The organism is Streptomyces sp. Ac-502 (assembly GCF_045222935.1).
GTDB classification, from domain to species: Bacteria; Actinomycetota; Actinomycetes; order Streptomycetales; family Streptomycetaceae; genus Streptomyces; species Streptomyces monomycini.
In genome coordinates, this window is the sequence record NZ_JBHFFO010000001.1 from 3,465,303 (window position 1) to 3,488,579 (window position 23,277).

18 protein-coding genes and 8 pseudogenes are annotated in these 23,277 nt (G+C 72.1%); 7 read left to right on the plus strand and 19 right to left on the minus strand.

Annotation, left to right across the window (positions count from 1 at the left end):
* Window positions 1–49 precede the first annotated feature (49 nt).
* Window positions 50–1,104, plus strand: a pseudogene (locus ACEXOX_RS15560) (ATP-binding cassette domain-containing protein).
* Window positions 1,101–1,943 carry an ABC transporter permease gene (locus ACEXOX_RS15565; RefSeq protein WP_406521257.1) on the plus strand — a complete coding sequence of 281 codons (843 nt, stop codon included), beginning with the start codon at window positions 1,101–1,103 and terminating at the stop codon, window positions 1,941–1,943. The pseudogene ACEXOX_RS15560 and the gene ACEXOX_RS15565 overlap by 4 nt, the downstream one beginning before the upstream one ends.
* 33 nt (window positions 1,944–1,976) lie before the next feature.
* Here the strand turns inward: ACEXOX_RS15565 and ACEXOX_RS15570 are convergent, their stop codons facing one another.
* The 4 genes and pseudogenes from ACEXOX_RS15570 to ACEXOX_RS15585 all read right to left on the minus strand — a co-directional run.
* Window positions 1,977–2,285, minus strand: coding sequence for a hypothetical protein (locus tag ACEXOX_RS15570; RefSeq protein WP_406521259.1), 309 nt, complete (start codon window positions 2,283–2,285; stop codon window positions 1,977–1,979).
* A complete protein-coding gene (locus ACEXOX_RS15575) occupies window positions 2,261–3,406 on the minus strand; it encodes a hypothetical protein (protein ID WP_406521261.1) in 1,146 nt (381 codons plus the stop codon). Before ACEXOX_RS15575 ends, ACEXOX_RS15570 begins: the two co-directional genes overlap by 25 nt.
* A 296-nt stretch (window positions 3,407–3,702) precedes the next feature.
* Window positions 3,703–5,458 (minus strand): annotated as a pseudogene (locus ACEXOX_RS15580) (ATP-binding protein); the annotation flags it as partial.
* Window positions 5,387–6,184: pseudogene (locus ACEXOX_RS15585) on the minus strand (DUF6578 domain-containing protein); the annotation flags it as partial. The pseudogenes ACEXOX_RS15585 and ACEXOX_RS15580, both read right to left, overlap by 72 nt.
* 156 nt (window positions 6,185–6,340) lie before the next feature.
* Here ACEXOX_RS15585 and ACEXOX_RS15590 point away from each other — a divergent pair.
* Window positions 6,341–7,128: pseudogene (locus ACEXOX_RS15590) on the plus strand (site-2 protease family protein).
* 82 nt (window positions 7,129–7,210) lie between these two features.
* Here ACEXOX_RS15590 and ACEXOX_RS15595 read toward each other — a convergent pair.
* Entirely contained in the window at window positions 7,211–7,342 is a 132-nt protein-coding gene (locus ACEXOX_RS15595) for a hypothetical protein (protein WP_406521262.1), read from the minus strand.
* Window positions 7,343–7,381: 39 nt separating this feature from the next.
* Entirely contained in the window at window positions 7,382–7,861 is a 480-nt protein-coding gene (locus ACEXOX_RS15600) for a glycine-rich domain-containing protein (protein WP_406521264.1), read from the minus strand.
* 342 nt (window positions 7,862–8,203) lie between these two features.
* On the opposite strand from ACEXOX_RS15600, the gene ACEXOX_RS15605 reads away from it, so the two are divergent.
* Complete coding sequence (locus tag ACEXOX_RS15605; RefSeq protein WP_406521266.1) at window positions 8,204–9,370, plus strand: helix-turn-helix transcriptional regulator; 1,167 nt, start codon at window positions 8,204–8,206, stop codon at window positions 9,368–9,370.
* 6 nt (window positions 9,371–9,376) lie between these two features.
* Here ACEXOX_RS15605 and ACEXOX_RS15610 read toward each other — a convergent pair whose 3' ends face one another.
* From ACEXOX_RS15610 to ACEXOX_RS15645, 8 genes and pseudogenes are all read right to left on the minus strand, one after another.
* Window positions 9,377–10,390, minus strand: coding sequence for a transcriptional regulator (locus ACEXOX_RS15610; RefSeq protein WP_406521267.1), 1,014 nt, complete (start codon window positions 10,388–10,390; stop codon window positions 9,377–9,379).
* Window positions 10,391–10,473: 83 nt separating this feature from the next.
* On the minus strand, window positions 10,474–10,671 hold the full coding sequence (locus tag ACEXOX_RS15615) for a hypothetical protein (RefSeq protein ID WP_406521269.1): 198 nt from the start codon (window positions 10,669–10,671) through the stop codon (window positions 10,474–10,476).
* Window positions 10,672–10,807: 136 nt separating this feature from the next.
* Window positions 10,808–11,110: a hypothetical protein gene (locus tag ACEXOX_RS15620; RefSeq protein ID WP_406521271.1), complete on the minus strand. Its 303-nt coding sequence runs from the start codon at window positions 11,108–11,110 to the stop codon at window positions 10,808–10,810.
* A gap of 164 nt (window positions 11,111–11,274) precedes the next feature.
* Window positions 11,275–12,024 carry an NADPH-dependent F420 reductase gene (npdG, locus tag ACEXOX_RS15625; RefSeq protein WP_406521272.1) on the minus strand — a complete coding sequence of 250 codons (750 nt, stop codon included), beginning with the start codon at window positions 12,022–12,024 and terminating at the stop codon, window positions 11,275–11,277.
* 13 nt (window positions 12,025–12,037) lie between these two features.
* Complete coding sequence (locus ACEXOX_RS15630) at window positions 12,038–12,997, minus strand: carbohydrate ABC transporter permease (RefSeq protein ID WP_406521274.1); 960 nt, start codon at window positions 12,995–12,997, stop codon at window positions 12,038–12,040.
* Complete coding sequence (locus ACEXOX_RS15635) at window positions 12,994–13,854, minus strand: carbohydrate ABC transporter permease (RefSeq protein WP_406526359.1); 861 nt, start codon at window positions 13,852–13,854, stop codon at window positions 12,994–12,996. Before ACEXOX_RS15635 ends, ACEXOX_RS15630 begins: the two co-directional genes overlap by 4 nt.
* 125 nt (window positions 13,855–13,979) lie before the next feature.
* Window positions 13,980–15,280 (minus strand): annotated as a pseudogene (locus tag ACEXOX_RS15640) (ABC transporter substrate-binding protein).
* A gap of 89 nt (window positions 15,281–15,369) precedes the next feature.
* Window positions 15,370–16,497 (minus strand): exo-alpha-sialidase, encoded by a 1,128-nt coding sequence (locus ACEXOX_RS15645; protein WP_406521276.1) that lies wholly within the window; start codon window positions 16,495–16,497, stop codon window positions 15,370–15,372.
* Between the two features lie 232 nt (window positions 16,498–16,729).
* Here ACEXOX_RS15645 and ACEXOX_RS15650 point away from each other — a divergent pair, with 232 nt between their 5' ends.
* The gene (locus tag ACEXOX_RS15650; protein WP_406521278.1) at window positions 16,730–17,011 is read left to right on the plus strand and encodes a hypothetical protein; all 282 of its coding nucleotides are present in this window, start codon (window positions 16,730–16,732) and stop codon (window positions 17,009–17,011) included.
* Between the two features lie 105 nt (window positions 17,012–17,116).
* Here ACEXOX_RS15650 and ACEXOX_RS15655 read toward each other — a convergent pair.
* A pseudogene (locus ACEXOX_RS15655) lies at window positions 17,117–17,332 on the minus strand (hypothetical protein); the annotation flags it as partial.
* Between the two features lie 67 nt (window positions 17,333–17,399).
* Here ACEXOX_RS15655 and map point away from each other — a divergent pair.
* Both map and ACEXOX_RS15665 read left to right on the plus strand, forming a co-directional pair.
* Window positions 17,400–18,257, plus strand: coding sequence for a type I methionyl aminopeptidase (gene map, locus ACEXOX_RS15660; protein WP_406521279.1), 858 nt, complete (start codon window positions 17,400–17,402; stop codon window positions 18,255–18,257).
* A 222-nt stretch (window positions 18,258–18,479) separates the two neighbouring features.
* Window positions 18,480–19,169, plus strand: coding sequence for a heme oxygenase (biliverdin-producing) (locus ACEXOX_RS15665; RefSeq protein WP_406521280.1), 690 nt, complete (start codon window positions 18,480–18,482; stop codon window positions 19,167–19,169).
* A 61-nt stretch (window positions 19,170–19,230) separates the two neighbouring features.
* Here ACEXOX_RS15665 and ACEXOX_RS15670 read toward each other — a convergent pair.
* The 4 genes and pseudogenes from ACEXOX_RS15670 to ACEXOX_RS15685 form a co-directional block, all read right to left on the minus strand.
* Window positions 19,231–19,924: pseudogene (locus ACEXOX_RS15670) on the minus strand (PhzF family phenazine biosynthesis protein).
* Between the two features lie 193 nt (window positions 19,925–20,117).
* Entirely contained in the window at window positions 20,118–20,840 is a 723-nt protein-coding gene (locus tag ACEXOX_RS15675) for an HtaA domain-containing protein (protein WP_406521281.1), read from the minus strand.
* Between the two features lie 332 nt (window positions 20,841–21,172).
* Window positions 21,173–21,718 (minus strand): annotated as a pseudogene (locus ACEXOX_RS15680) (HtaA domain-containing protein); the annotation flags it as partial.
* A gap of 59 nt (window positions 21,719–21,777) precedes the next feature.
* Window positions 21,778–23,265 (minus strand): HtaA domain-containing protein, encoded by a 1,488-nt coding sequence (locus ACEXOX_RS15685; RefSeq protein WP_406521282.1) that lies wholly within the window; start codon window positions 23,263–23,265, stop codon window positions 21,778–21,780.
* Window positions 23,266–23,277: the final 12 nt, after the last annotated feature.

Below are 23,277 nucleotides of genomic sequence, written 5' to 3' on the forward strand. Positions count from 1 at the left end.
GTCGGTCAGCTGTCGGTCGTTTGTCAGTGGTGCCTGCCATCGTGGGGGCATGACACGAAAGACGACATCCAACGGCGCGGGGAACGCCGTCGAAGTGCGGGGGCTGGTCAAGCACTTCGGCGAGGTGAAGGCCGTGGACGGGGTGGATCTCGATGTGCGGGAAGGCACCGTGCTCGGTGTGCTCGGGCCGAACGGCGCGGGCAAGACGACGCTGGTCCGCTGCCTGTCCACACTGCTGGTCCCGGACGCCGGCACGGCGACCGTGGCGGGCTTCGACGTGGTGCGCCAGCCTCGTGCGCTGCGCCGCACCATCGGCCTCACCGGCCAGTACGCCTCGGTCGACGAGAAGCTCTCCGGCCGGGAGAACCTGTACATGATCGGCCGGCTGCTGGACCTCTCCCGCAAGGACGCCCGCGCGCGGGCCGACGAGCTGCTGGAGCGGTTCTCCTCACCGAGGCCGCCGGCCGGGCCGCCGCCAAGTACTCCGGCGGTATGCGCCGCCGCCTGGACCTGGCCGCCTCGATGATCGGCCGGCCCGCGGTGCTGTATCTGGACGAGCCGACCACCGGCCTCGACCCCCGCACCCGCAACGAGGTCTGGGACGAGGTCCGCGGCATGGTGCGGGACGGCGCGACGGTCCTGCTCACCACCCAGTACATGGAAGAGGCCGAGCAGCTGGCCAATGAGCTGACGGTCATCGACCGCGGCCGGGTCATCGCGGAGGGCGAGGTCGACGAGCTGAAGACCAAGGTCGGCGGCCGCACGCTCCAGATACGCCCGGCGCAGCGCGACGAGCTGGACCGGATGGTCGGCGCCATCGCGCAGGCCGGACTGGACGGCGTCGCGGGCGCCACCGCCGACCCCGAGGACGGCGTGGTCAACGTGCCGATCGTCAGCGACGAGCAGCTGTCCGCCGTGGTCGGCATGCTCGGCGAGCGGGGCTTCACGATCTCCGGCATCAACACCCACCTGCCCAGCCTGGACGAGGTGTTCCTGGCCATCACCGGCCAGAAGACCTCGGAGGCAGGCAGCGGCGGCCCCGAGGACGGGCCGCGTCACCCGCAGGACGTTCAGGACAAGCAGTTCGAGGAGGTTCCGGCATGAGTGCCGCGACGGTGGCGGCGCCGGGCAAGCCGCAGCGGCCGGGTGCCGACGAGGGCCGGATCGGCCCGCGGGCCCATCTGCGTCACACGGGCGCCCTGGTGCGCCGCAACGCGATGCAGATCAAGAACGACCCGGAGTCGATGTTCGACGCCCTGTTGATGCCGATCGTCTTCACGCTGCTGTTCGTGTACGTCTTCGGCGGCGCGATGGGCGGCAGCCTGGGCGGCGACCGTTCCGCGTACGTGAACTACATCATCCCCGGTCTGCTGGCGATGGGCGGGCTGAACATCGCCATGTCGGTCGGTTCCGGTGTCAACGACGACTTCAACAAGGGGGTGATGGACCGCTTCCGCACGATGCCGATCGCCCGTTCCTCGGTGCTGACGGCGAAGATGCTCGTGGAGTCCGGGCGGATGCTGGTCTCCACCGTCATCCTGCTGTCGCTGGCGTTCCTGATCGGTTTCGACCTGCGGACCGGCCCGCTGGAGCTGCTGGCGGCCGTCGCCCTGGCGCTGCTCTTCGGCTCCTCGCTGACCTGGATCTTCATGCTGCTCGGGCTGACCATGAAGACGCCGCAGGCGGTGCAGGGCGTGGGCTTCATGGTGCTGATGCCGTTGCAGTTCGGCTCCTCCATATTCGCCCCGCCCACGACGATGCCGGGCTGGATGGAGGCGTTCACCAAGATCAACCCGCTGTCGAACCTGGCGGACGCGGCCCGGGCCCTGATGAACGGCCAGGGCGCGGTCGCCCACCCCGTACTGATCACCCTGGCCTGGACCGCCGGCATCACCCTGGTCTTCGCGCCCCTCGCGGTGAACAAGTTCCGCAAGAAGACCTGAGAGCCCTGACGCGTCACCTTCGCCCGGCTCGCGTCAGATGAGGGCGGTGGCCTCTTCGAGAGAGAGGCCGCCGCCTTCGGCGTACGCCCGTTCGTAGGCGGCGTCGTCGCCGAGCGCCGCGCGTGCCTCCGCCTCGGCCGCCGCCCGGCCCTTCCGGATGATCCGCTGCGGCCGGTGCGAGCGGGAGCGGAGCGCGTCGTACGCGCCGATCAGCCGCGCCGCGTCCGGGCCGCCGGCCGCCGCGCCCCGTACGCCCAGCAGCGCCCGCGCCCCGGTCAGGAGCTGGATCACGGGCAGGTCGGGCGCGACGATCTGCGTCAGTTCGTCCTGGAACAGCTCCATGGCCGACCGGATCCGGGGCAGCATGTCGGCGCCGTACTTCCCTCCTCGACGTCCAGGGAGACCAGGGACATGGCCAGCACGCCCTTGAACATCTCCGGTCCGCGCTGGCCGAACGCCTTGCGCACCTCCTCCAGATGGCCGCGCGCTTCCTGGAGCCGGCCCGCGCACGTGAGGTGCATCGCGAGCGTCAGGTGGGCGAACGACACCGCGTCCCGGCCGCTGTTTCGCTCCTTCGCCCGCTCCAGCACCTCGTACAGCAGCCGCTCGCCAGCCGCTTCGTCGTCGTCCTCGATCAGCACGCTGCCCAGTCGGGTCTGGAGCAGCAGCACCTGGCTGCGCGCCCCGAGTTCCTCGGCGTAGCGGATGGCCGCCCGGTAGTCCTCGGCGGCGAGCGCGTACTCGCCGCGCCCCTCACGCGACTCGCCGCGCCCCGCGATGGCCTCCGCCGCGCCCCACGCGTCCCCGAGCCGTACGAAGATCTCCAGGGATTCGTCGGCGTCCCTGCGGGCCTGGGCCAGGCCGTCCGGCCGGTCGTTGAAGATCTTGGAACGCAGCTGGAGGACGAAGGCCAGCTCCCACGCGTAGCCGTACTCCCGGCAGGCGCGTACCGCGTCCTCCGCCATCTGCGCCAGCTCGTCGAACCGGCCCGTCAGCAGCACCGCGTAGTACCACATCACGCCCGGCAGCTTGCAGGTCTGCGGCAGGCCACTGCGGTAGGCGGCCAGGATGCCGGTCAGCTCGTCCCGCAGTTCCCGCTTGCGCAGCGCCTCGATGTCGCTCTCGACGCTGGCCAGCCCGACCAGCCGGGCCTCGCGGCGCGCCTCCTTCAGCTGTTCGGGGTCCATCGGCGGTGGCGCGTCGATGGGCCGGGCGTGCAGCACGGGCGCCGGTTCGACGGGCAGCGCGAAGGGGTCGGGGCCGAGGGCCGCCACGGCGGCCGACCAGGCGCGGGCGTCGGCGCGGTGGTCGCGCAGCGTCCAGAACCACTGGAGCGAGAGCACGAGGCACAGGGCCTCGTGCTCGTCGTGGGCGGCGACGGCCCGGCGCAGCGCGGTGCGCAGGTTGTCGTGTTCCAGCTCCAGCCGGTCCAGCCAGGCGCGCTGCTCGGGGCCGCGCAGCAACGGGTCCGCGTTACGGGCGAGTTCGCGGTAGGCGACCAGGTGACGCCGTTCGGTCGCGGGCCGCTCCCCGCTTCGTCCAGGCGCTCACCGGCGTACTCCGAGACGGTCTCCAGCAGCCGGTAGCGCATCCGCCCGTCGCCGTCCTGGGCCGCGACCACCAGCGACTTGTCGATCAGCGAACCGAGCAGGACGGCCACGTCGCGGGGCGCCACCCGCGTCCGGGAGCCCGCCACGCCACCCCGCCCGTCCGGCCCTTCCAGCCCGTCCGGCCCTTCAGGCCCCTCCGCACCGCCTGCCCCTTCCAACCCCTCCGGCCCGTCCCCGCAGACCTCCTCCGCGATGACCAGATCACAGCCGCCGGAGAAGACCGACAGTCGGCGCAGCACGGCCCGTTCGGCGTCGTCGAGCAGGTCCCAGGACCAGTCCACCACCGCGCGCAGCGTCTGCTGCCTGGGCAGTACGGTGCGGCTCCCGCTGGTCAGCAGCCGGAACCGGTCGTCCAGCCGGTCGGCCAGCTGGCGCGGGCCGAGCAACCGCAGCCGGGCGGCGGCCAGTTCGATGGCGAGCGGCAGCCCGTCGAGCCGCCGGCAGATCTCGGCGCAGGCGACCGGGTCGTCCTCGATACGGAACCCGGGCCGCGCGGCGGCCCCCGGTCGGCCAGCAGCCGCAGCGCGACCGGGTCGGGCAGCGGTTCCACCGGCCGCACCGCCTCCCCCGGCACGGCCAGCGGCTCCCGGCTGGTGGCCAGCACCGTCACGCCGGGGCATTCGGCCAGCAGCCGGTCGGCCAGGTCGGCGGCGGCGCCGATCACATGCTCGCAGTTGTCGAGGACCAGGAGCATCCGCCGGTGCTCGCAGAACTCGGCGAGCTGGGTCATCGGGTCGTACGCGGACCGGTCGGAGGCGGCGCGCAGTTCCTCGGTGGTGGTGCCGCGCAGCACGGTCTCGCGCGCCCCGAGAGCGGTGAGCACCGCCTCCGGGACGGTCTGCGGGTCGTCCACGGGCGCCAGCTCCGCGAACCACACCCCGTCCGTCCAGACGTCCGGCGCGGCGGCGGCCGCCGCCTCGGCGCTCTCCTGCGAGAGCCGCGTCTTGCCCGCGCCGCCCGGACCCAGCAGGGTCACCAGGCGGTGGGCGGCCAGGTCGGCGCGGATCGCGGCCAGGTCGTCCTCCCGGCCCACGAAGGAGGTCGGCCGCGACCGCAGGTTCCCAGGCCGGGCGCCGGACCCGTTACGGGCACCGCTCCCCGCCGACGGGCTCACAGCCGTCCCCGCACCCCGCCGGCCGGCCCGTCCACCACCGGAACCCGAAGCCCACACACCCGAAGCCGTCATGCCCGAAGCCGTCATGCCCGAAGCCGTCATGCCAGAAGCCGTCATGCCTGAAGCCGGCACGTCCGGAGCCGACACGCCCGAAACCGCCACCCCCGCTTCCGCCGCCTCCGCCCGCCCCGCGGGACCATCTTCCCCCGCAGCAACTCCCCATGCAGTCCTCGCAGTTCGAGACCGGGCTCGACGCCCAGCCGATCGACGATGGCAGCCCGCACCGAGGCGTACGCGTCGAGCGCCTCGGCCGTGCGGCCCGCGGTCCGCAGGGCGCGCAGGCGCAGGGCCTGGAGCGGCTCGTCCAGCGGATGGTCCGCGCACAGGGACGCCAGCGCGGGCAGCGCCTGGCCGGGGCGCCCGAGGGCGACCTCCGCGGCGAGCCGGTTGCGGCGGGCGTCCAGGTGGCCGCGCTCGGCGCGCGCCGCCTCGCCCGCCGCCTCCGGGAGGTCGGCCAGCGCCGGGCCGCGCCAGAGCGCGAGGGCGTCGTCGAGCAGCACGGCGGCCTTGACCGGATCGGCGCCCTCCAGGGCCTGCGCCCCTTCGGCGGCCAGTTCCTCGAAACGGTTCAGGTCCACGTCGGACGGGTCGGCGCACAGCCGGTACCCGCCGTGTACGGAGGCGATCGCGTCCCGGCCCACGGACCGGCGCAGCCGCGCGATCAGGGCCTGCAACGCGCCGTTCGCGTCGGCGGGCGGCTCCGGGCCCCAGACGTCCGCGATCAGCAGGTCGACGGTGAGCGCACGCCCGGGCCGCAGCGCGAGCGCCGTGAGCAGTGCGCGCAGCCGCGAGCCACCGAGGGCGACGGGCGTACCGTCGCTCCGGTGGGCCTGGGCGGTGCCGAGGATTCCGTAGCGCACCGGCCCATTGTCCTGTACGGGCGGCCGCTTCACGCGCCGCGCTCCGCGCACGCCACATCGACCTCGACGACGACGCCGCGTTCGACCCGCCGATAAGCCCCCTCGCCCCGGAGGCAATCCCCTCGCCCTGACCTGCCCAGCCACCGCCGCCCGGCCCGCGCCGCCCGCCACCCGGCCCCGTACACGCCCTCCCGCCGCCCGGCCCCGTGCCACCCTTCCCGTCCCGACGGCCCACACCCTCCGGGACACGGTCGGAGAACCGCTTCGGGCAACGCTCGACCGGACGCGACCATCGTTCACCGGGCACCGGCTCAGCCCCCGGTACCCCACGATCACCACGTGGATCGACCGGACACGCCCCGCGATCCGCGACGCGCCGTACCTCTTGTCCGCCGCGTCACCGTGCAGCGTGGCCACCCGCAGCAGTCCCCGCTCGTCCAGGCAGTCCGCCCAGACCGCCGTGTCCGCCTCCGGAACGCTCTCGAAGACCAGCGGCCACGCGACCTCGTCCCCCACCGAGAACGGCGTGCCGCAGCACTCCATCTCCCAGTCGCGGTGGAACACCCGTACCGTCCGTACCGCGCCCGATTCCGTCATGGGCCCAGACTGCCTGGAACCTCCCGCCCGCCGCCTGTCGTTTTCCGTGCACGGCCGCCCCGTCCGCGGATACGGTCATGGCTGCCCGTAACGGCACCGCACGCCGACACCGCCACCCACACCGAGTCCCACGGCAACACCCAGGAGCCCCACACCATGACCACATCAGCCCAGCGCACCGACCGCCGCGTCAGCCCGGTCTTCCTCGCGCTCGTCGCCGTCATGGCGGTGTCGGGATGGGCCGTCTGGACGGGACGCCTCGCGGCGAGCCCCGGCTTCGCCGTCTTCCTCTTCGTGGTCTCCGGCTGGATCGTCTCGCTCTGCCTGCACGAGTACGCGCACGCCCGCACGGCGCTGCACAGCGGCGACATCTCCATCGGCGCCAAGGGGTACCTCACCCTCAACCCCCTCAAGTACACCCACGCGCTGCTCAGCATCGTGCTGCCGGTGATCTTCGTGATCATGGGCGGCATCGGCCTGCCGGGCGGGGCGGTCTTCATCGAACGCGGCCGTATCCAGGGCCGCTGGCGGCACAGCCTGATCTCGGCGGCCGGCCCCTCACGAACATCCTCTTCGCGGCCGTCGTCTCGGCCCCCTTCTGGCTCGGCGCCATGGACGGCGTCCCCCAGCAGTTCCGCTTCGCCCTCGCCTTCCTTGCCCTCCTCCAGGTCACCGCCGCCATCCTCAACTTCGTCCCGGTCCCCGGCCTGGACGGCTACGGCGTCATCGAACCCTGGCTCTCGTACAAGATCCGCCGCCAGGTCGAGCCCATCGCCCCGTTCGGCCTGCTCGCCGTCTTCGGCCTCCTGTGGATCCCCGGCGTCAACGCCGTCTTCTTCGACGCGGTCGACGCCATCCTGCGCGCCCTGGGCATCACCAACTGGGACACGTACTTCGGCCAGCAGCTGTTCCGCTTCTGGCAGGGAGAGCCGCAGGTGCCGTAGTGGGGCGGGCCTGGCGTAACAGCTCTCCACCAGCCCTGCCCACGAGCACGTGCGCTCGCGAGCAGGGTTCAGAGTCCCGGCGTTATTCCGGCTGTCCTGAGGCGGTGTCCGGAATGACGAAGCCGCGGAGCGGGACGTCGGCGTGCCCCTCCTCCTCGGCTGCCCGGTAGGACCGCACCAGTTCGGCGTATCGGGAGTTTGTCCACTCAGCCATGAGGCCTCCTGTCGATGTGCCGAGTGTGGCAGAAGTCCACTACGGCTTGTCGCGGCATGGAGGCCGTGGCGCGGGCATGGGCTTGATCGGCCCGCCGTCCGGTGGGGAGTGCTGGCACCGGGCGGCGACCGTCACCAGCTCCGTTCCTGCCGGAGGCCCCCAAAGGTCACTGTCGACGTCGTAGCCTGCCGCCCTGATGGCGTCCTGGGTACGTTCCAGGATCGCCGGGTCGTAGTTCTCCGGTGCGTACCCCGGGTAGTGGTGCACGCGGTGCCCCAGCGCTGCGCACAGCTCCTCGTACACGGCCGTGTGAAGGATGAGCGCGTGCCAGCCCTCGTCCACGACGCGGGACGGCGCGAGCGGTGCGCCGGGGGTGGCAGCGCTGGCGGAGACGAACTTCAGGCCTTCGTCGGTGATGCGGACGGCAGTGGCGACGTCCATGCCCGGATTGTTGTCCTGGACGGTACTCACGATGCTGACGTGCGCGGCAGCGCTGATCAGTTCCCGTGCGTTCTTCACGTGCGGCTCCTTCTGTGATCGGAACGGGCTCATCGTCACCATTGGCCGTTCGTCTTGCTGTCCAGGTGTGGGTGGCGCCGGATTTCGATGCTGGCGACTACGGCCGTGGCCGTAAAACCGGCTGCGCGAGCATCGGCGCGGCGGCGGTGTTCTTCAGCGCAGCGTGCACAACCGGGCTTCGGGACGGGGTCGATGTCATCCCCGTACGGGTCCGGCAGGTACACCGGGGGGTCCAGGGTGCGGCGGGGTTCGTTCACGAGAGCACCATGTCGCCACCGCGCCACATGCAACAGCCGCCCCATGTCGGCCTCTTGCCGGCCGCGTGTCGGCCACTATGGAGTCATGCCGGAAAATATCGGGGCTCGCATCCGCCACCTTCGGGGCGAGCGCTCGCAAGCGTGGCTGGCGCGCGAGGTCTGCAAGGCCGCCGGCGTCTGCGGCGATCCCGTGACGCGCAAGGAAGTCAGCAGGTGGGAGCTGGGGAAACGGGTTCCCCGGGAATGGCTTTCCTTCATCGCTGCCGCCTTGGACGTCCCGGCGAGGCAGTTGCGCGAGGACGGTCACGACCGCGTACCGCTGCTCCGCCTGAACGAGACGCGCGGATCCGAGTACGTCCAGGCCATCCGGGAGGCGTCACAGCGGCTGGTCTTTCTGGACAACGAGTTGACGGGGATGCCCGTCGCCGAGGTGGCGGCACGCACCTTCAAGAGCGTGCACAGGCGGCTGGGGGACGGCGACTACGACAGTACGTACGAGCGCGACATCAGAGCGGCGGCGAGTGAGCTGGCCGAAATCGCCGGCTGGGTCCTCTTCGACGCCGAGCAGCACGAAGCCGCTCGCCGCTTCAACCGGGAGGCGCTGTTCCTGGCGAGGCTGTCGGGTGACCGGTCGATCGAGTTGCTCATCCTGCAGAACATGGCGATGCACGCCGGCTGGCTCGGACGGTACCGCGAGGAGCTGGCCGTGGCGCGCGCGGTCATCGAGCAGGGGCGCCTGTCACCACGTGTCGAGGCGATCTTTCGTATGCGTGAGGCCAGAGGGCTTGCGGGCTGCGGCGACCTGGCCGGGGCGGGCCGGATGTTCGAGAAGGCGCACTCCCTGCTGGAGTGCGACGGCAAGTCGGACGATCCCGCCTGGTCATGGTGGATCATGCCCAACGAGATCGACGGGCATCACGGGCACGCACTCCAGACCGCGGGCGACCACGCGGGCGCCGTGCACTTCCTCCAGCGCTCAGCGGAGCGGCGAGGCGGGCCCGTGGTCGGCCACCGGGGCATGGCCCCTGCCCGGCTGCTGGACTGCCTGCTGCATCTGCACGCGTGGCGGGACGCGGAAGAGCTGGCCGTCGGAATAGTGCCCACCGTCGGCGAGACTGCGTCCGCACGGACCCTGCGGCTGCTGGACGAAGCCGCACAGAACGGACTCGGCTCAGCAAAAGCGCCGGCCCGGCTCCGCGACACCCTCAAGCATCTGATCGACGCCATGCACGCGGATCCGTACGCACTCTGAGCATGGTCAGCCGTCGAGGCCCAGGTGAGCGGCCAGGGTTCGCATGCCCTTGGTCGAGGTGCGTGTCCGGGTCTTGAGCACCTTCTCCAGCACGCGGCGCGCCATCGGCTGATGCCGCATCCACTCCGGGTGGGAGCGGTAGATGCCCATGAGTTCGCCGATGGTGTCATGGTGGGCGCCGGTCCGGCTGTGGGCCTGTGCGACGTCCAGCCGGTAGCGGCCCCACACATTGCTGGTGGGGGTGCCGTACGCCTTGAGGCTGTCCGGGTGGAGTGGTCCGGTGTCCACTCGCCGCAGGACGCCCCGCGCGTCCCCTTTCAGTGACAGGTCTTCGATGACCTTGATCTCGGCCGTGGCCGGTCCGAACGGTCCCCAGTGGGTCCGGAAGTCGGTGTGTTCGCGGCCGATGGCCTGTGCGGCGGTGGCGGCCATTCTGCGGGCATCCTCCGCCTCCGCTTTCCAGTTGTTGCGTACGGCAGCGGCTGCGACGCGGAGCAGCAGTTCGCCCCAGACGGCCAGTTCCTCCGGCGTCGCCTTCGAAATCTTGGGCTCCATCGCGTCGGCGGTGTCCGACGCCAGGTCCGCGCATTCGGCGAAGCGGTCCTGTCGCAGCAGGAGCCAGCACATGCCGATGACCCCGACGGCGGCGGTGGGCGTCGCTTCGGCCTCCCGGGCGTCCCGGATGCCTGAGGCCAGCGCTTGGTAGGCCAGGACGTACTGCCGGACCTGGGTCAAGAACTTGCCCGCCAGGAACAGGGCGCGGGCGCGGGTCACCAGGGCCTGGCGCTGCTGATCATCTCCGTCGGCCGTGCGCACGCTTCCTCCGGCGGCGGAGAGGATGCCGGGCAGCCGCCGCGCGACCGAGTCGTAGCGGTCGGCATGGTAGAGGGCGTGTGCTTCGTCGATGTCCTGGAGGAGCGTGCTGCGGGGTACGCCTCCCTCGGGCGGCCCGAGCGCGTCGACGAGCCCGAGGGGCGGCATCAGGTGGCGGCGGAGGTCGGACAAGATCTCCGGAGACATGGCATCACCTACCTCTGACACCAAGGTAGGGGCTCTTGCACGTGCCAGGGCCCAGGGCGCCGGGGCCGGGCCCCGGTCGGATCTCAGCTCGCTACGGGCGTCCCTGCACGCCGCTCGCGATCCATCTTCGACTTGCGTACGTAGAACCACGCCATGTTGCTGGAGATGCCCGCCATCAGGATCCACACGATGCCGAGCCAGCTGCCCTGGGTGAAGGAGACGACGGCCGCGGCGACGGCGAGGGCGCAGACGACGAGGGCGAAGACGGCGAGGCGGGGCATGGGGTCGGCTCCTGTGCGAGGGGGTATGGGGTTTACCTCCAGTGTCCACCATGGGGCCGGGGGCGGATGCCGAGGGTTCGGGAGACGGTGCGCAGGGGGACGGGGGCGGGCCCGTGGGGCCGCCCCCGTCGGCGGGTCAGTCGTCGTCCGCTGCCGTGCAGCGGCGGGCCTCGCGTCGGCCGGCGTAGCGCTGCTGGCGGTTGCCGGTCTTGACGTAGCCCTGCCACTCCTTGACGCAGCCGCGCTTGTGGCAGCCCGCGCAGCAGGTGGAGCCGAACAGGATCACGCTGGGGTGTTCCCACCGGCAGCGGGTGTCCGCGGGCTTCCGCGTCGGGTGCGGGGGCAGGTCGCAGGGGCCGTAGCGGTGATCATGGGCCGGGCGGGGGTCGTGTTCCGCGTGGCGTATCCACAGGGGTTTCGTCTTGTCCGTACGGGACATCGCGTTCCTTCCGGAACCCGCCGCCCGTGCTCCCGGTCTGTCCGGGCGGGCGGCCGGGGCAACCACCGCATGGGGCACACTCCTTCCCTCGCCCGCCGTACCGGACGCACAGCCCTCCACGGAAGTGGACAGCCTTGCAGGACAGCGACCGGCCTGCCCGGTGGCTACACGTCCGTGAGCCGCAGTCCCGCGTGCGCCTTGTAGCGCCGGTTGGTGGAGATCAGGTTGGCGACCAGGGACTCCACCTGGTGCGCGTTGCGCAGGCGGCCGGCGAAGACGCCGCGCATGCCGGGGATGCGGGCGGCCAGGGCCTGGACCCGGTCGGTGTCGGCGCGGGACTCGCCCAGCACCATCACGTCGGTGTCGATCTCCTCGATCTCCGGGTCCTGGAGGAGGACGGCGGAGAGGTGGTGGAAGGCGGCGGTGACCCGGGAGTCGGGGAGCAGGGCCGCGGCCTGTTCGGCGGCGCTGCCCTCCTCCGGCTTGAGCGCGTAGGCGCCCTTCTTGTCGAAGCCGAGCGGGTTGACGCAGTCGATGACGAGTTTTCCGGTCAGCTCTTCGCGGAGGGACTGGAGGGTCTTGGCGTGGCCTTCCCACGGGACCGCGACGATGACGATGTCGCTGCGCCGCGCGCACTCGGCGTTGTCCGCGCCCTCGACGCCGTGGCCCAGTTCGCCGGCGGCGGTCTGGGCCCGCTCCGCGGCGCGCGAGCCGATGATCACCTTCTGGCCGGCCCGGGCGAGCCGGTAGGCCAGGCCGCGCCCCTGGTCGCCGGTGCCGCCGAGGACGCCGACGACGAGGCCGGACACGTCGGGGAGGTCCCAGGGGTCCCTCTTGAGCGCCTTCTTGGCTTCGGTGGCGACATTCACGGGCTGCGCGCCGTTGCCGGTCGTCGCGTCGTCAGGAGTAGTCATGACAGCGATACTGTCACGCCTTCACGCTGCCCTCGGTGAGCCCCGTACGCCAGTACCGCTGCAGGACGGTCATCAGCACCATCAGCGGCAGTACGGACAGGAACGCGCCGCCCACCGTGTACTGGTACAGCTCCGGCCGGCGGTCCGCGTACCCGGTCCAGGAGGTCAGGCCGAGCTGGATCGGATACAGGTCGGAGTCGGCGAGCATGACCAGCGGCAGGAAGTAGTTGTTCCAGATGTGGACGAACTGGAAGAGGAAGACGGTGACCAGGGCCGGGGTCATCAGGCGCAGGCCCAGGCCGGCGAAGATACGGGCCTCGCCCGCGCCGTCGATGCGGGCCGCTTCCAGGAGTGCGTCGGGTACGGCGGCCGCCGCGTAGATCCGGCAGAGGTAGACGCCGAAGGGGCTCACGACACTGGGGAGGAGCACGGCCCAGTAGGTGTTGGCGAGGCCCATGGTGCTGAAGAGGAAGTAGAGGGGGAGGGCGAGGGCCGTACCGGGGATCAGGACGCCTGCGAGGACGAGGTTGAAGACGGCCTCGCGGCCCGGGAACGGGAACTTGGCGAGCGCGTAGCCGGCCGCCGCGGAGAGCAGGGTGGCGGCGAGGGCGCCGACGCCCGCGTACAGGAGCGAGTTGGTGAACCAGCGTACGTAGATGCCGTGGTCGTAGGTGAGGACGTCCCGCAGGTGTTCCAGGGGGCGCGGGTGGGCGAACCAGAAGCCGAAGGTGCCGAAGAGGTCGGCGCTGTTCTTGGTGGCGGAGACGACGAGCCAGTAGACAGGGGTGAGGAAGTAGAGCGCGGCGACGGTGAGGAGTGAGGCGGTGATGACGCGGTAGCGGAGGGGTGGGCGGGTGGCGGCGGCCCGGGTGGAGCGGCGTGCGGGGCGGGCAGGGCTTCCGGACGGCCGTACGGAGGCGTCGTGGCCGGGGCCGTCGTGGCCGGAGGCGTCGCGCCCGGCGGCCCGGCTCATCGGTCGCTCCCGTCGCCGCGCTGCCCGACCAGCCGCAGGAAGCCGAACGACAGCACGCAGGCGACCAGCGCCAGCAGCACCGCCTCGGCCGCCGCGATGTGCTGGTTGTTGCTGACGAACGCCTCGCTGTAGGCGTGCAGGTTGGGGGTGAAGCCGGAGTCGATGGTGGCGGCGAGGGGCCGTAGCACCATCGGTTCGGCGAACAACTGGAGCGTGCCGATGATGCTGAAGACGGTGGTCAGCACGAGCGCGGGCCGGATCAGCGGGATCTTGATGTGCCGGGCGAGGTGCCAGGCGTTCGCGCCGTCGATGCGCGCCGCCTCGTACAGCTCGTCCGGTACGGCTTTGAGCTGGGAGATCAGTACGAGCATGTTGTAGCCGGTGAACTGCCAGGTGACGATGTTGGCGATGGACCACAGGACGGTGTCGCGGGCCAGGAAGTCCACGTGCAGGCCGAGCGATCCGGCGATCTCCACGAGCGGGCTGATGCCCGGTACGTACAGGAAGCCCCACAGGATGGAGGCGATGACGCCGGGGACGCCGTACGGCAGGAAGAACGCGCTGCGGAAGAACGGGATGCCGCGCGCGCTCGCGCTCTCCAGGAGGAGGGCGAGGACGGTCGCCAGGGCGATCATCAGTGGTATCTGTACGACACCGAAGAGCAGGACCCGGCCGAAGCCGGTCAGGAAACGGTCGTCGGTGAGCGCGTGCGCATAGTTGGCGAGGCCCGCGAAGACCTCGCGCTCCTGGCCGCCGAGGCCGAGCGGGCCGGTGCGCTCGGTGCGGTGCAGGCTCTGGTGGACGGCGTAGACGATCGGGGCGACGAAGCAGAGGAGGAAGAGGGCGAGGAAGGGCAGGACGAAGGCGGCCGCGGCGCGGGCGTTGCGGGCTTCGGTACGGGTGAGCCGGAGATTACGGGAGTTACGGGGGTGACGCGTGCGCTGTACGCACCCGGTGGCGGCCCGGCCCCGGTCCGTTCCGCTCACCCGCCGCTCTCCACCTTCAGGCCCTTGCCCCGCAGGTCGGAGACGGTCTGCGCCTGTACGGCGCGGAGCACGGAGCGGAACGATCCGCCGCTGCCGAGCGCCTCGGTGAACGCGTCGCCGAGCCGCTGATAGAGGGTGTCCACGCCCGGCCCCCACTGCCAGCTGGTGTCGACGTGCGCGCCCGCGTCCGCGAAGACCCTGCTGTACGCCTGCCCGCCGAAGAAGTCCTGGTACACGTCGAGGTCGGCGGTGGCGTAGCCCTTCTTCGCACTCGGGAAGCCGTAGCCGCCGTCGATCAGCAGCGCGATGGACTTCGGGTCGCTGTTGAGCCACAGGGCGAAGTCCAGCGCGTCCTTGGGGTAGGAGGCTTTCGCGAAGATCGCGGTGGTCGAACCGCCCCAGTTGGCGTGCGCGTCGGCGCCCTTCCGCCACTGCGGGAGGGGCGCGGCCCGCCATGCCCCCTGGTGCCGGGCGCGTTGCCCGCCAGCAGGGCGTCGCCCCAGCTGGCGCCGATCCAGGCCGGGATGGCGCCGGTCTGGATGTCCTTGTACCAGGCGTTCTGCCGGTCCGGGATCGTCTTGACGAGCTTGCGCCGGACCAGCGACTCCCAGTAGTCGGCGACCTTGCGGGTGGGTTCGTCGTCGATGTGCACGGTCCAGGTGTCGCCCTGGGCGGCGTACCACTTGGCGCCCGCCTGCCAGGCCAGCCCGGCGAAACGGTTGCCGTTGGCGGGAGCGAACGTCTCGATCCAGGCGCCCTGCCGGCGGACCGCCTTCGCCGCCTCCTCGTACTCGTCCCAGGTCTGCGGGAACTGGATGCTCCACCGGTCGAAGAGGTCCTGGCGCAGGAAGAGCCCCATCGGGCCGGACGCCTGCGGGACGGCGTAGACGCCCTTGCCGAACACCGACTGCTGCCACTGCCAGCCCACGAACCGGTCCTTGTAGCGGGCGACGCCGAGCGCGGACAGGTCCATCAGGGCGTTGTCGAGCAGAAAGCCGGGTACGACGGGGAACTCGATCTGGGCCAGGTCCGGCGGGTTCCCGGCTTTGACGGCGGCGTGCATCTTGGCGTACTGACGGCCGTCCACGGCGGACACCGTCTCCACCTCGACCTGCACCTCGGGGTGCCCGCTGTTCCACAGGTCCACCGGCTTGTCGATGCCCGGCACCCAGGACCAGAACGACAGCGTGATCTTCTGGCCCTTCTTGCGCTCCTGCGGGGCCGCGTCGCCGTCAGCGCCGTCGCCGCAGCCGGCCGGCGCGAACCCGGCGGCGGCCGCGGCGGCCCCGCCGAGCAGGGCCCGGCGACGAAGGCGGCCCTGCCCCCGGCCGTGCTCCCGGCCCTGCTCCCGGCCCTGCTCCCGGCCGCTGTCGTACGTCCCGGTGCTCATACCAGCTCCTCCACGGGGATGCGGCGGAAGGTGATCGTCGAATAGGCGCTGAAGTCGCCCGTCTCGTAGAGCAGCCCGACGGTCGCCGCGTCGATCCGTACGAGGTCGGAGTAGGCGGCCGGGAGCCCGTCGACGGTGTGCGCGGGGTGCCAGGTCAGGCCGCGGTCGCGGCTGGCCCGTACGGTCATCAGGGCGCGGGCGTCCGGGTCGGCGGGGCCGGAGAAGAGCAGTACGTCGGGCTCCCCCAGGTGCAGCGCGCTGCCTTCGACGACGGGCCCGACGAGGCCTGCCTGCGGACGGAACGGCCTGATCAGGCGCTCGCCGGCGTCCGCGGGGGCGGAGTGGGCGTCGGCGCGGTTGCCGGGGGCCGGGGAGTCGTTGCGGGTGGTGAAGTAGAGCGTGCCGTCGGGGAGTTCGGCGGCGGTCGTCTCGTTGGCGTTGATGTAGCCGTTGGGGTTGCTGTCCGTGTAGCCGATGCGCCAGTTCGCGCCGCCGTCGTCGCTGAGCAGGACATGGCCGCCGTTGTAGCGGCCCTCGGTGCCGTTGTCGCCGGAGACGGTGGGGGCGACGGAGTGGTTGGCCGGGACGACCAGGCGGCCGGCGCGCGGGCCGCGCCGGAGCTGGAGGGCATGGCCGGGGGTGGTGGCGTACCAGCGCCAGTTGGCGCGCTTGACCTGCGCGGTGATCTCGCGCGGCGGGCTCCAGGCGGCGCCTTCGTCGTCACTGTGCTGCACCCAGACGCGCCGTCCGTCGGCGGCGGACACCAGACCGCGGCGGATGCGGTCCTCGGTGGCCGTGGCGGCGCTGCGTACGTGCACCAGCAGGACCCGGCCGCCGTCCAGCACCACCGGTGCCGGGTTGCCCGCGGTGCCCGTGCCGTTGCGGGCGACGGTCTGGAGCGGGCCCCAGGTGCGGCCGCCGTCGGCGGAGCGTTTCTGCACGATGTCGATGTCACCGTGGTCGGCGGCGCTGTGCACCCGGCCCTCGGCGAAGGCGAGCAGGGTGCCGGGGTCGGTGGCGGTGCCGTCGGAAGCCGCGGGGCCGGTGCTGACCACGGCCGGGATGCGGAAGCTCGCGTAACCCTCGGACCCGGCACGGAACGGAACGGAAGTCTGGTGAGCCATGGGTCCTCCCCGGCAGACCGGACGTAGGACGTCCTCTGTCAGCGTGACCATAGGGAGCCCCCAACTGGCCGTCAAGGCACGGCACACGGATGACGCGGGCCGCCACCCGACTGCGTCGCCACGGCACGCACGGCACCGGAAAGCCGCCTTCCGGACACCTGGCGTCCACCCCGTCCGGCCGCTGCCCGCCCGCCCGGAATTCCGTCGCCCGCCGCCCCGGCGCCGCCGCACGATGGTGCGTTGCGACCGAAGAAACCCCTCCCCTCCGCAACGTTCCCGCCGGTCCGCCGCCCTGCTCCCCGACCTGGCGTCGTGGCGCTCCTCCGCCGACTTCTTCGGTACGTACGCCGTCGACCTGACCGCCATGCTCTTCGCCTTCCCGATGGCGATCTTCCCGTTCCTGGCGGACGACCTGGGCGCGCCACGGGCGCTCGGGCATGGGGGCCCCTCCCGCGCCCATGAGGCGTGGGGTAGTACGCGGCACTGCCCGCCGGGTCCTGCCTGGTCAGCCTGACCAGCGGCTGAACCTCACGGGTGCACCGGCACGGGCGGGCAGTGCTGTACGCGGCGGTGTGACCGGGGCCGGGGCCCCGCCCCTACTCCTGGCTCTTCTCCTCCCCGGGCCCTGTCCCTTCTCGTGCCAGCGGGGGTCCGTCTCCCACTCCCGATTGCGTTCGTCAGCGGTCTGCATCGCGTGGGCCGCCTCCTCGCGCGTCGCGTACGGACCGAAGCGGTCGGCGGCGCGGCACTCGGGGCCCTCTTCGACCGTTCCGTGCTTGAGGCAGTAGTACCACTCGCCGGCCTTGCCGGCCGTCCGCCTCTTGAACAGCGCCATCACGGCCTCCTGTCTGCGACACCTGTGCCGCCATCCTGCCCGATGGGCCACGGATACACTCGCTGGCATGTCTGGCCAGTCGCTTCTTGTCCCGGGGACGATCTCCCCCACTCGCCCCGTCCCCGCCTCCATCCCGCGCCCCGAGTACGTGGGCAAGTCCGCGCCCACCCCCTATACGGGCCCCGAGGTGCAGGACGCGGAAACGATCGAGCGGATGCGCATCGCGGGGCGGATCGCCGCCCAGGCGATGGAGGAGGCCGCCAAGCTGATCGCTCCGGGCGTGACCACCGACGAACTGGACCGGGTCGCCCACGAGTTCATGTGCGACCACGGCGCCTACCCCTCCACCCTCGGCTACCGCGGCTTCCCGAAGTCCCTGTGCTCCTCGGTCAACGAGGTCATCTGCCACGGCATCCCGGACTCGACCGTCCTGAAGGACGGCGACATCGTGAACCTGGACGTGACCGCGTACATCAACGGCGTGCACGGCGACAACAACGCCACGTACCTGTGCGGCGACGTGGACGAGGAGTCCAAGCTCCTGGTGGAGCGGACCCGCGAGTCCCTGAACCGCGCGATCAAGGCGGTCAGGCCGGGCCGCCAGATCAACATCATCGGCCGGGTCATCGAGTCGTACGCCAAGCGCTTCGGCTACGGGGTCGTCCGCGACTTCACCGGCCACGGGATCAACTCGTCCTTCCACTCCGGACTGATCGTCCCGCACTACGACAGCCCGCACCACACCACCGACATCAAGCCCGGCATGACCTTCACCATCGAGCCGATGCTGACGCTGGGCACCCACGAGTACGACATGTGGGAGGACGGCTGGACGGTGGTGACGAAGGACCGCAGGCGCACCGCGCAGTTCGAGCACACCCTCGTCGTCACGGAGACGGGCGCGGAGATCCTCACCCTGCCGTAGGCATACCTTCCCGTAACGCCCGACGTTCCGGCCCCCGCGGCTTCCGCCTTCCGTGCCACGGGGGCTTTCGTCGCGGGGTTTTTACCGACATGATGTCGGGAACGTTGCCGACATGTCGTCGGCACGGTTGCCGACGCCCCGTCGGGAACAGGTTGACTTAGGTAAGCCTAACCAACCACAATCTGTTCCCGTACGCACCCCATCGGTCCCCGGAGGTCCGCCTTGGCCGCGCCCAGCTCGACCCCGTCCGCGCACGCCGCCGCATCGGTGCCGTTCTCCACCCTGATCCGCACCGCGTCGCACGAGCAGCACACGGAGGCCGAGAACTCGTCCTTCATGGGCGACCTGCTCGGCGGCAAACTCGGCGTCACGGCCTACCGGCGCTACACCGAGCAGCTGTGGTTCGTCTACCGCGCGCTGGAAGGCGCCGCCGAGGCGCTCGCCGGGGACCCGGTCGCCGGACCGTTCCTCCGGCCTGAGCTGGCCCGTACGGCAGAGCTGGAGCGGGACCTCGCCCACCTCGGCGGCCCGTCCTGGCGTACGGGCCTGGAGCCGCTGCCGGCCACCGCCGCGTACGCCGACCGCGTCACCGAGTGCGCCGCCCGCTGGCCCGCCGGCTATGTCGCGCACCACTACACCCGCTACCTGGGCGACCTCTCCGGCGGCCAGATCATCCGCGGTACGGCCGAGAAGACCTGGGGCTTCGCCCGCAAGGGCGACGGCGTGCGCTTCTACGTCTTCGAAGGGATAGGCAACCCCGCCGCCTTCAAACGGGAGTACCGCGAGCTGCTGGACGCGCTGCCGGTGGACGACCTGGAGAAGCAGCGGGTGGTCGACGAGTGCAAGCGCGCCTTCGCGCTGAACACGGCGGTCTTCCGTGAGCTGGGGGCAGAGTTCCCGCTGAGCGCGTGAACGCGTGAACGGACGGGAGTGAGCGGACGGGAGTGACCGGCTTCCCCGCTCCGGGCTCCCGTCAGGGCGCCGTCCGTACGGGCAGCACCCGGCCGCCCAGCGCGATCGTGCCGTCCGCGTGCGGGCGCGTCAGGATGCGGGAGCCGGTGCCCTGGCGGACGTCCAGGGCACGGCCGAGTTCGTGGGTGAGGGTGAGCGCCGCGGCCCCCGTGGCCTCGTCCTCCACGATGCCGTCACCGCGGCGGGGGAAGTAGCGGGCGCGTACCGTCCCCGCGCCGCGGTCCCGCCACGCCCAGACGTAGAGCGGGCCCTCCCCGGGCGGCGGTCCGGGCAGCGCCGCCACCTCCGCCACCGTCGCGTACTCCTGCGTACGGCGCCCCGTGGACCACTCCGGGCGCCCGCGCACCCAGACGGTCTCCCCTCGTACGTGACCGGCACCTCGCCGGCTGGCGGGTGCAGCGCGGCCACCGGCTGCCCGAGGTGCCGGACCAGCCACGCCGTACCGACCAAGGGGTGTCCGGCGAAGGGCAGTCGCACGCTGGGGGTGCGGATGTCGAGCGTGCCGGGCCGGCCACCGCCCGCACCGTCGAGGAAGACGGTCTCACTGAAGCCGAGTTCGGCGGCGAGCGCCTGGCGCGCGGCACTGTCCGGTACGGCCGCTCCGTTCCGTACGACGCCCAGGGGTTGCCGCCCCGGCCGTCCGGGCCGCAGAAGACGCGTACGACATGCAGTTCGGGGGCCTCTGGCGCTGTCATGACCGTATTCCATCGCGCGTGCGGCGGCAGCGGATCACCGGGGGCACGCCACAACGCCGAAGTACCCGCCGCGCGGAGGCGTGCGCGGCGGGTACGGCCGGCCCCTGGGCCCGGGGCTCGCCTGTGTGGGGTGTGGGGAGGCGGCCCCTGGGGTGCGGAGCCCCGGGGGTGTGGGGGGGGTCCGGAGGGCGGGTTACAGAGCGGTGCGGCGGCGTACGGCATAGGTGGCCGCGCCGCCCGCGACGATCAGCGCACCGGCCACGCCCGCCAGCGCGCCGCTGGGCACGGTGGCGCCGGTGGCCGCGAGCGAGCCGCTGCCGGAGGCGCCGCTGCCGCTGCTGAAGCTCGCGGTGCCGCCGGTGACGGCCGAGGAGCCGGACGCGTCGCCGCTGCTCGCGGGCAGTTGTGCCTTGGGGTCGACTGCGACTACGGCCGTCACCGGGTCGAGCGCCCGGCCGGGCTTGTACATGGAGTCGAACGCCTTGGAGCCTGCGGCGGTCAGCGTCGCGGGCACGTTCTTGAGGGTGACGACACCGTTCTTGGCGGCGAGGGCCCCGGCGGGAATCTTGAGGTCGGCCACCGCCATGCCCGGCGTGTCGGTGACCTTGCCGGTGGCGCGCGCTTTGGCCGAGACGTCCGCGACCAGTGTGCCCTTGGTGCCGCTCGCCGTGACCTTGAGGTTGCTGAACTTCAGGTCCAGGACACCGTCGTGGCCGGTGAAGCGGACCGAGCCGTTGAACTGCGCGGCGAGGGAGGCCTTGGCGGCGTCGTACGTGCCGTGGCCCTTGGGAAAGCGGTAACCGGCCGCGGACGTGACGGCGCCGCCCGCGAGTTCGGCCTTGCCGTGCGCGATGGGGCCGGTGATGTACTCGCGGAAGGACTGCTTGACACCCCAGTCGAGGGCGCCGTCGAGCACCTTGCCGGAGGCGGCGGCGGACGCGGCGGCGCCGGAGGCGGGGCGCCGGCGGAACCCGGCTTCCGGTCCGAGGAGCCGGTACCGGAACCGCTGCCCGAGCCCGAACCGGAGTCCGCACCCGAGTGCGCGTGGAGGCCCTGCTTTTCGCCGGATTCGCCGCCGGTCTGCTCCCCCTTCTTGCCGTCCTTGCCGTCCTGACCGCTGTGGCCGCTCTGGTCCTTCCCGCCCGGTGCGGGCCGCGCAGGCTTCCCTGGCGTGCCCTCCGGGGTCACCGTCAGCGTGGCCGGGTCGAGTTCCTGGCCCTCCTTGTACATGCCGTTGAACGCCTCGGCGCCCTTGGCGGTCAGTTTCACCGGGATCCTCGCGAACGTCATCGCGCCGCCCGTACCGCTGCCCGGCCGTACCGCCGACAGGTCGAGCGAGGCCAGGGCCACGTCGTCCTGCGTCGTGCCCGCCGCCGTGACGTCCGCGGTGATGGCACCCGACGTGCCCTTCGTGGCGACCTTCAGGTCCGCCAGCTGGATGTCGAAGCCGTGCATCTTCGAGGTGAAGCGGACGCTGCCCTGGAAGGTGGTGGCGACGGCGTGGGTGCTCATGTCGTACGTGCCGGTGCCGTTGGTGAAGGTGAACGGGCCGTTGTCCGGGGCCTGCCGCGCGCCGTCGGCGGTGGTGATCTCGCCGTGCGCCATGCCCTTGACGTACTTGCGGAAGGATTCCTTGACGCCCCAGTCGAGCGTGCCGTTCGTCAGCTGGATCTTCGGCGCTGCCGTGCCGGTCGCGGGGGCGGCCGTGGCGACGGACGGCAGGCAGAGGGCCGCGGTGGTGGCGGCGGTGGCGATGGCTGCCGCGAGGGCGAGCGGGCGGCGGATGGCGGCCATGGTCGGTGGCTCTCCTTGGGTGGGGGTGCGGTGGGGGGTGCGGTGGGGGGTGCGGTGGGTCAGTCCTTCGGGGGCGCCGAGGGGGCCGTACGGCGGCGGGCGCGCAGGACGGGGAAGGCGGCGACGGCGACGAGCAGCACGCCGGCCGCGACGAGGAGGACGACGGTGCGGGTGGAGCCGGACGAGGCGGGCGCGGTCTGCTCGGGGGCGGCCTTCTCCGCCTGCTTCCCGTCCGCCTTCCCGTCCGTCTTCCCGTCCGCGGCGGCGGCCTTGGGATCGGTGCCGAGGTCGGGGAGGGCGGGCAGCGTGGCCTTCTTGTCGACGGCGACCGCGAGGGACACGGGGTCCATGTCCGTGCCCTCCCGGTACAGGCCTCCGAACGCCTTCGCGCCGTCGGCGGTGAGCCGCGTCGGCACTTCGGTGAGCTTGATCAGGCCCTTCTCGGGCGTGAGCCGCTTCGCCTCGAAGGTGGCCAGCGGGGTGCCCTCGGTGGTCGTGCCGTCGTGGGTGACGTCGGCGGCGAAGGTGCCGCGGCCGTCCCGCACCGTGACCGAGACGGCGGTGAGGGTCAGGTCCAGGTTCTCGCCGGTGAAGTGCAGCTTTCCCGTGAAGTCGGCGTCGAGGGTGCCCTTTTCGACGTCGTACGTGCCCTTGCCGCGCGGGAAGCGGAAGAGTGCGCCGCCGTCCTGGGCGCCGTCGGACAGCTGCCACCTGCCATGGGCGATGGCGCCGGTGACGTACTCGCGGAAGGTACGGCGGACGCCCCAGTCGACGGCGGCCTCGGTGAAGGCGCCACGCCGGGCGTCGCCGCCCTCGGCGCCGTCGCCGGCACCGTCACCGCCACCGGAGGGAGTGGCTTCCGGGCTGGGCTCCGGGCTCTGCCCGCCGTCCGCGCGTACATCGGCGGACAGGCTCACCGGGTCGAGCCGCGTCCCTGCCGTGTAGTACCCGGCGAAGGCGCGCGCGCCCTGCGCGGTCAGCTTCGCCGGGACGTTCGTCAGCGCGACGGGCGTGCCGCCGCCCCGGGTGTCGACGCCGCCGAGTTCCAGGGTGGCGAGCGGCACCCGGGCGGCCGTGGTGACGCGGCCGGTGCCCTTCTCCTTGCTGGTCATGTCGGCGAAGAGGGTGCCGCGGCCGTCGGCGACGGCGACCTGGGGACGGCTGATGGTCAGGTCCATCTCGTACGAGCCGTCCGGCTTGCGGTGGCCGGTGAAGTGGACGCCGCCGGAGAAGCCGGCCGTCAGGGCGCCGCTGTCCGGGTCGTAGCCGCCGGTGGCGGAGTGGAAGCGGAACCGGCTGTCGCCGACCGTGGCGGCGCCGCCGTTCACGGTCCAACTGCCCTGCGCGATGGGCCCGGTGACGTACGACTGGAAGGAGGACTTGATACCCCAGTCCAGCCGGCCTCCCGCGACCGTGCGGGCCACCGCCTGGGCGGGAGCCGCGGGCAGCGCGGGGAGCAGCGTGCCCAGCAGTGCCACCAGGAAGGCGGCGGCGAGCACGCGGGCGCGGCCGTGTGCACGGCCGCCGGCCGGTCTGAACGGCAGCATGGAGGACCCCTC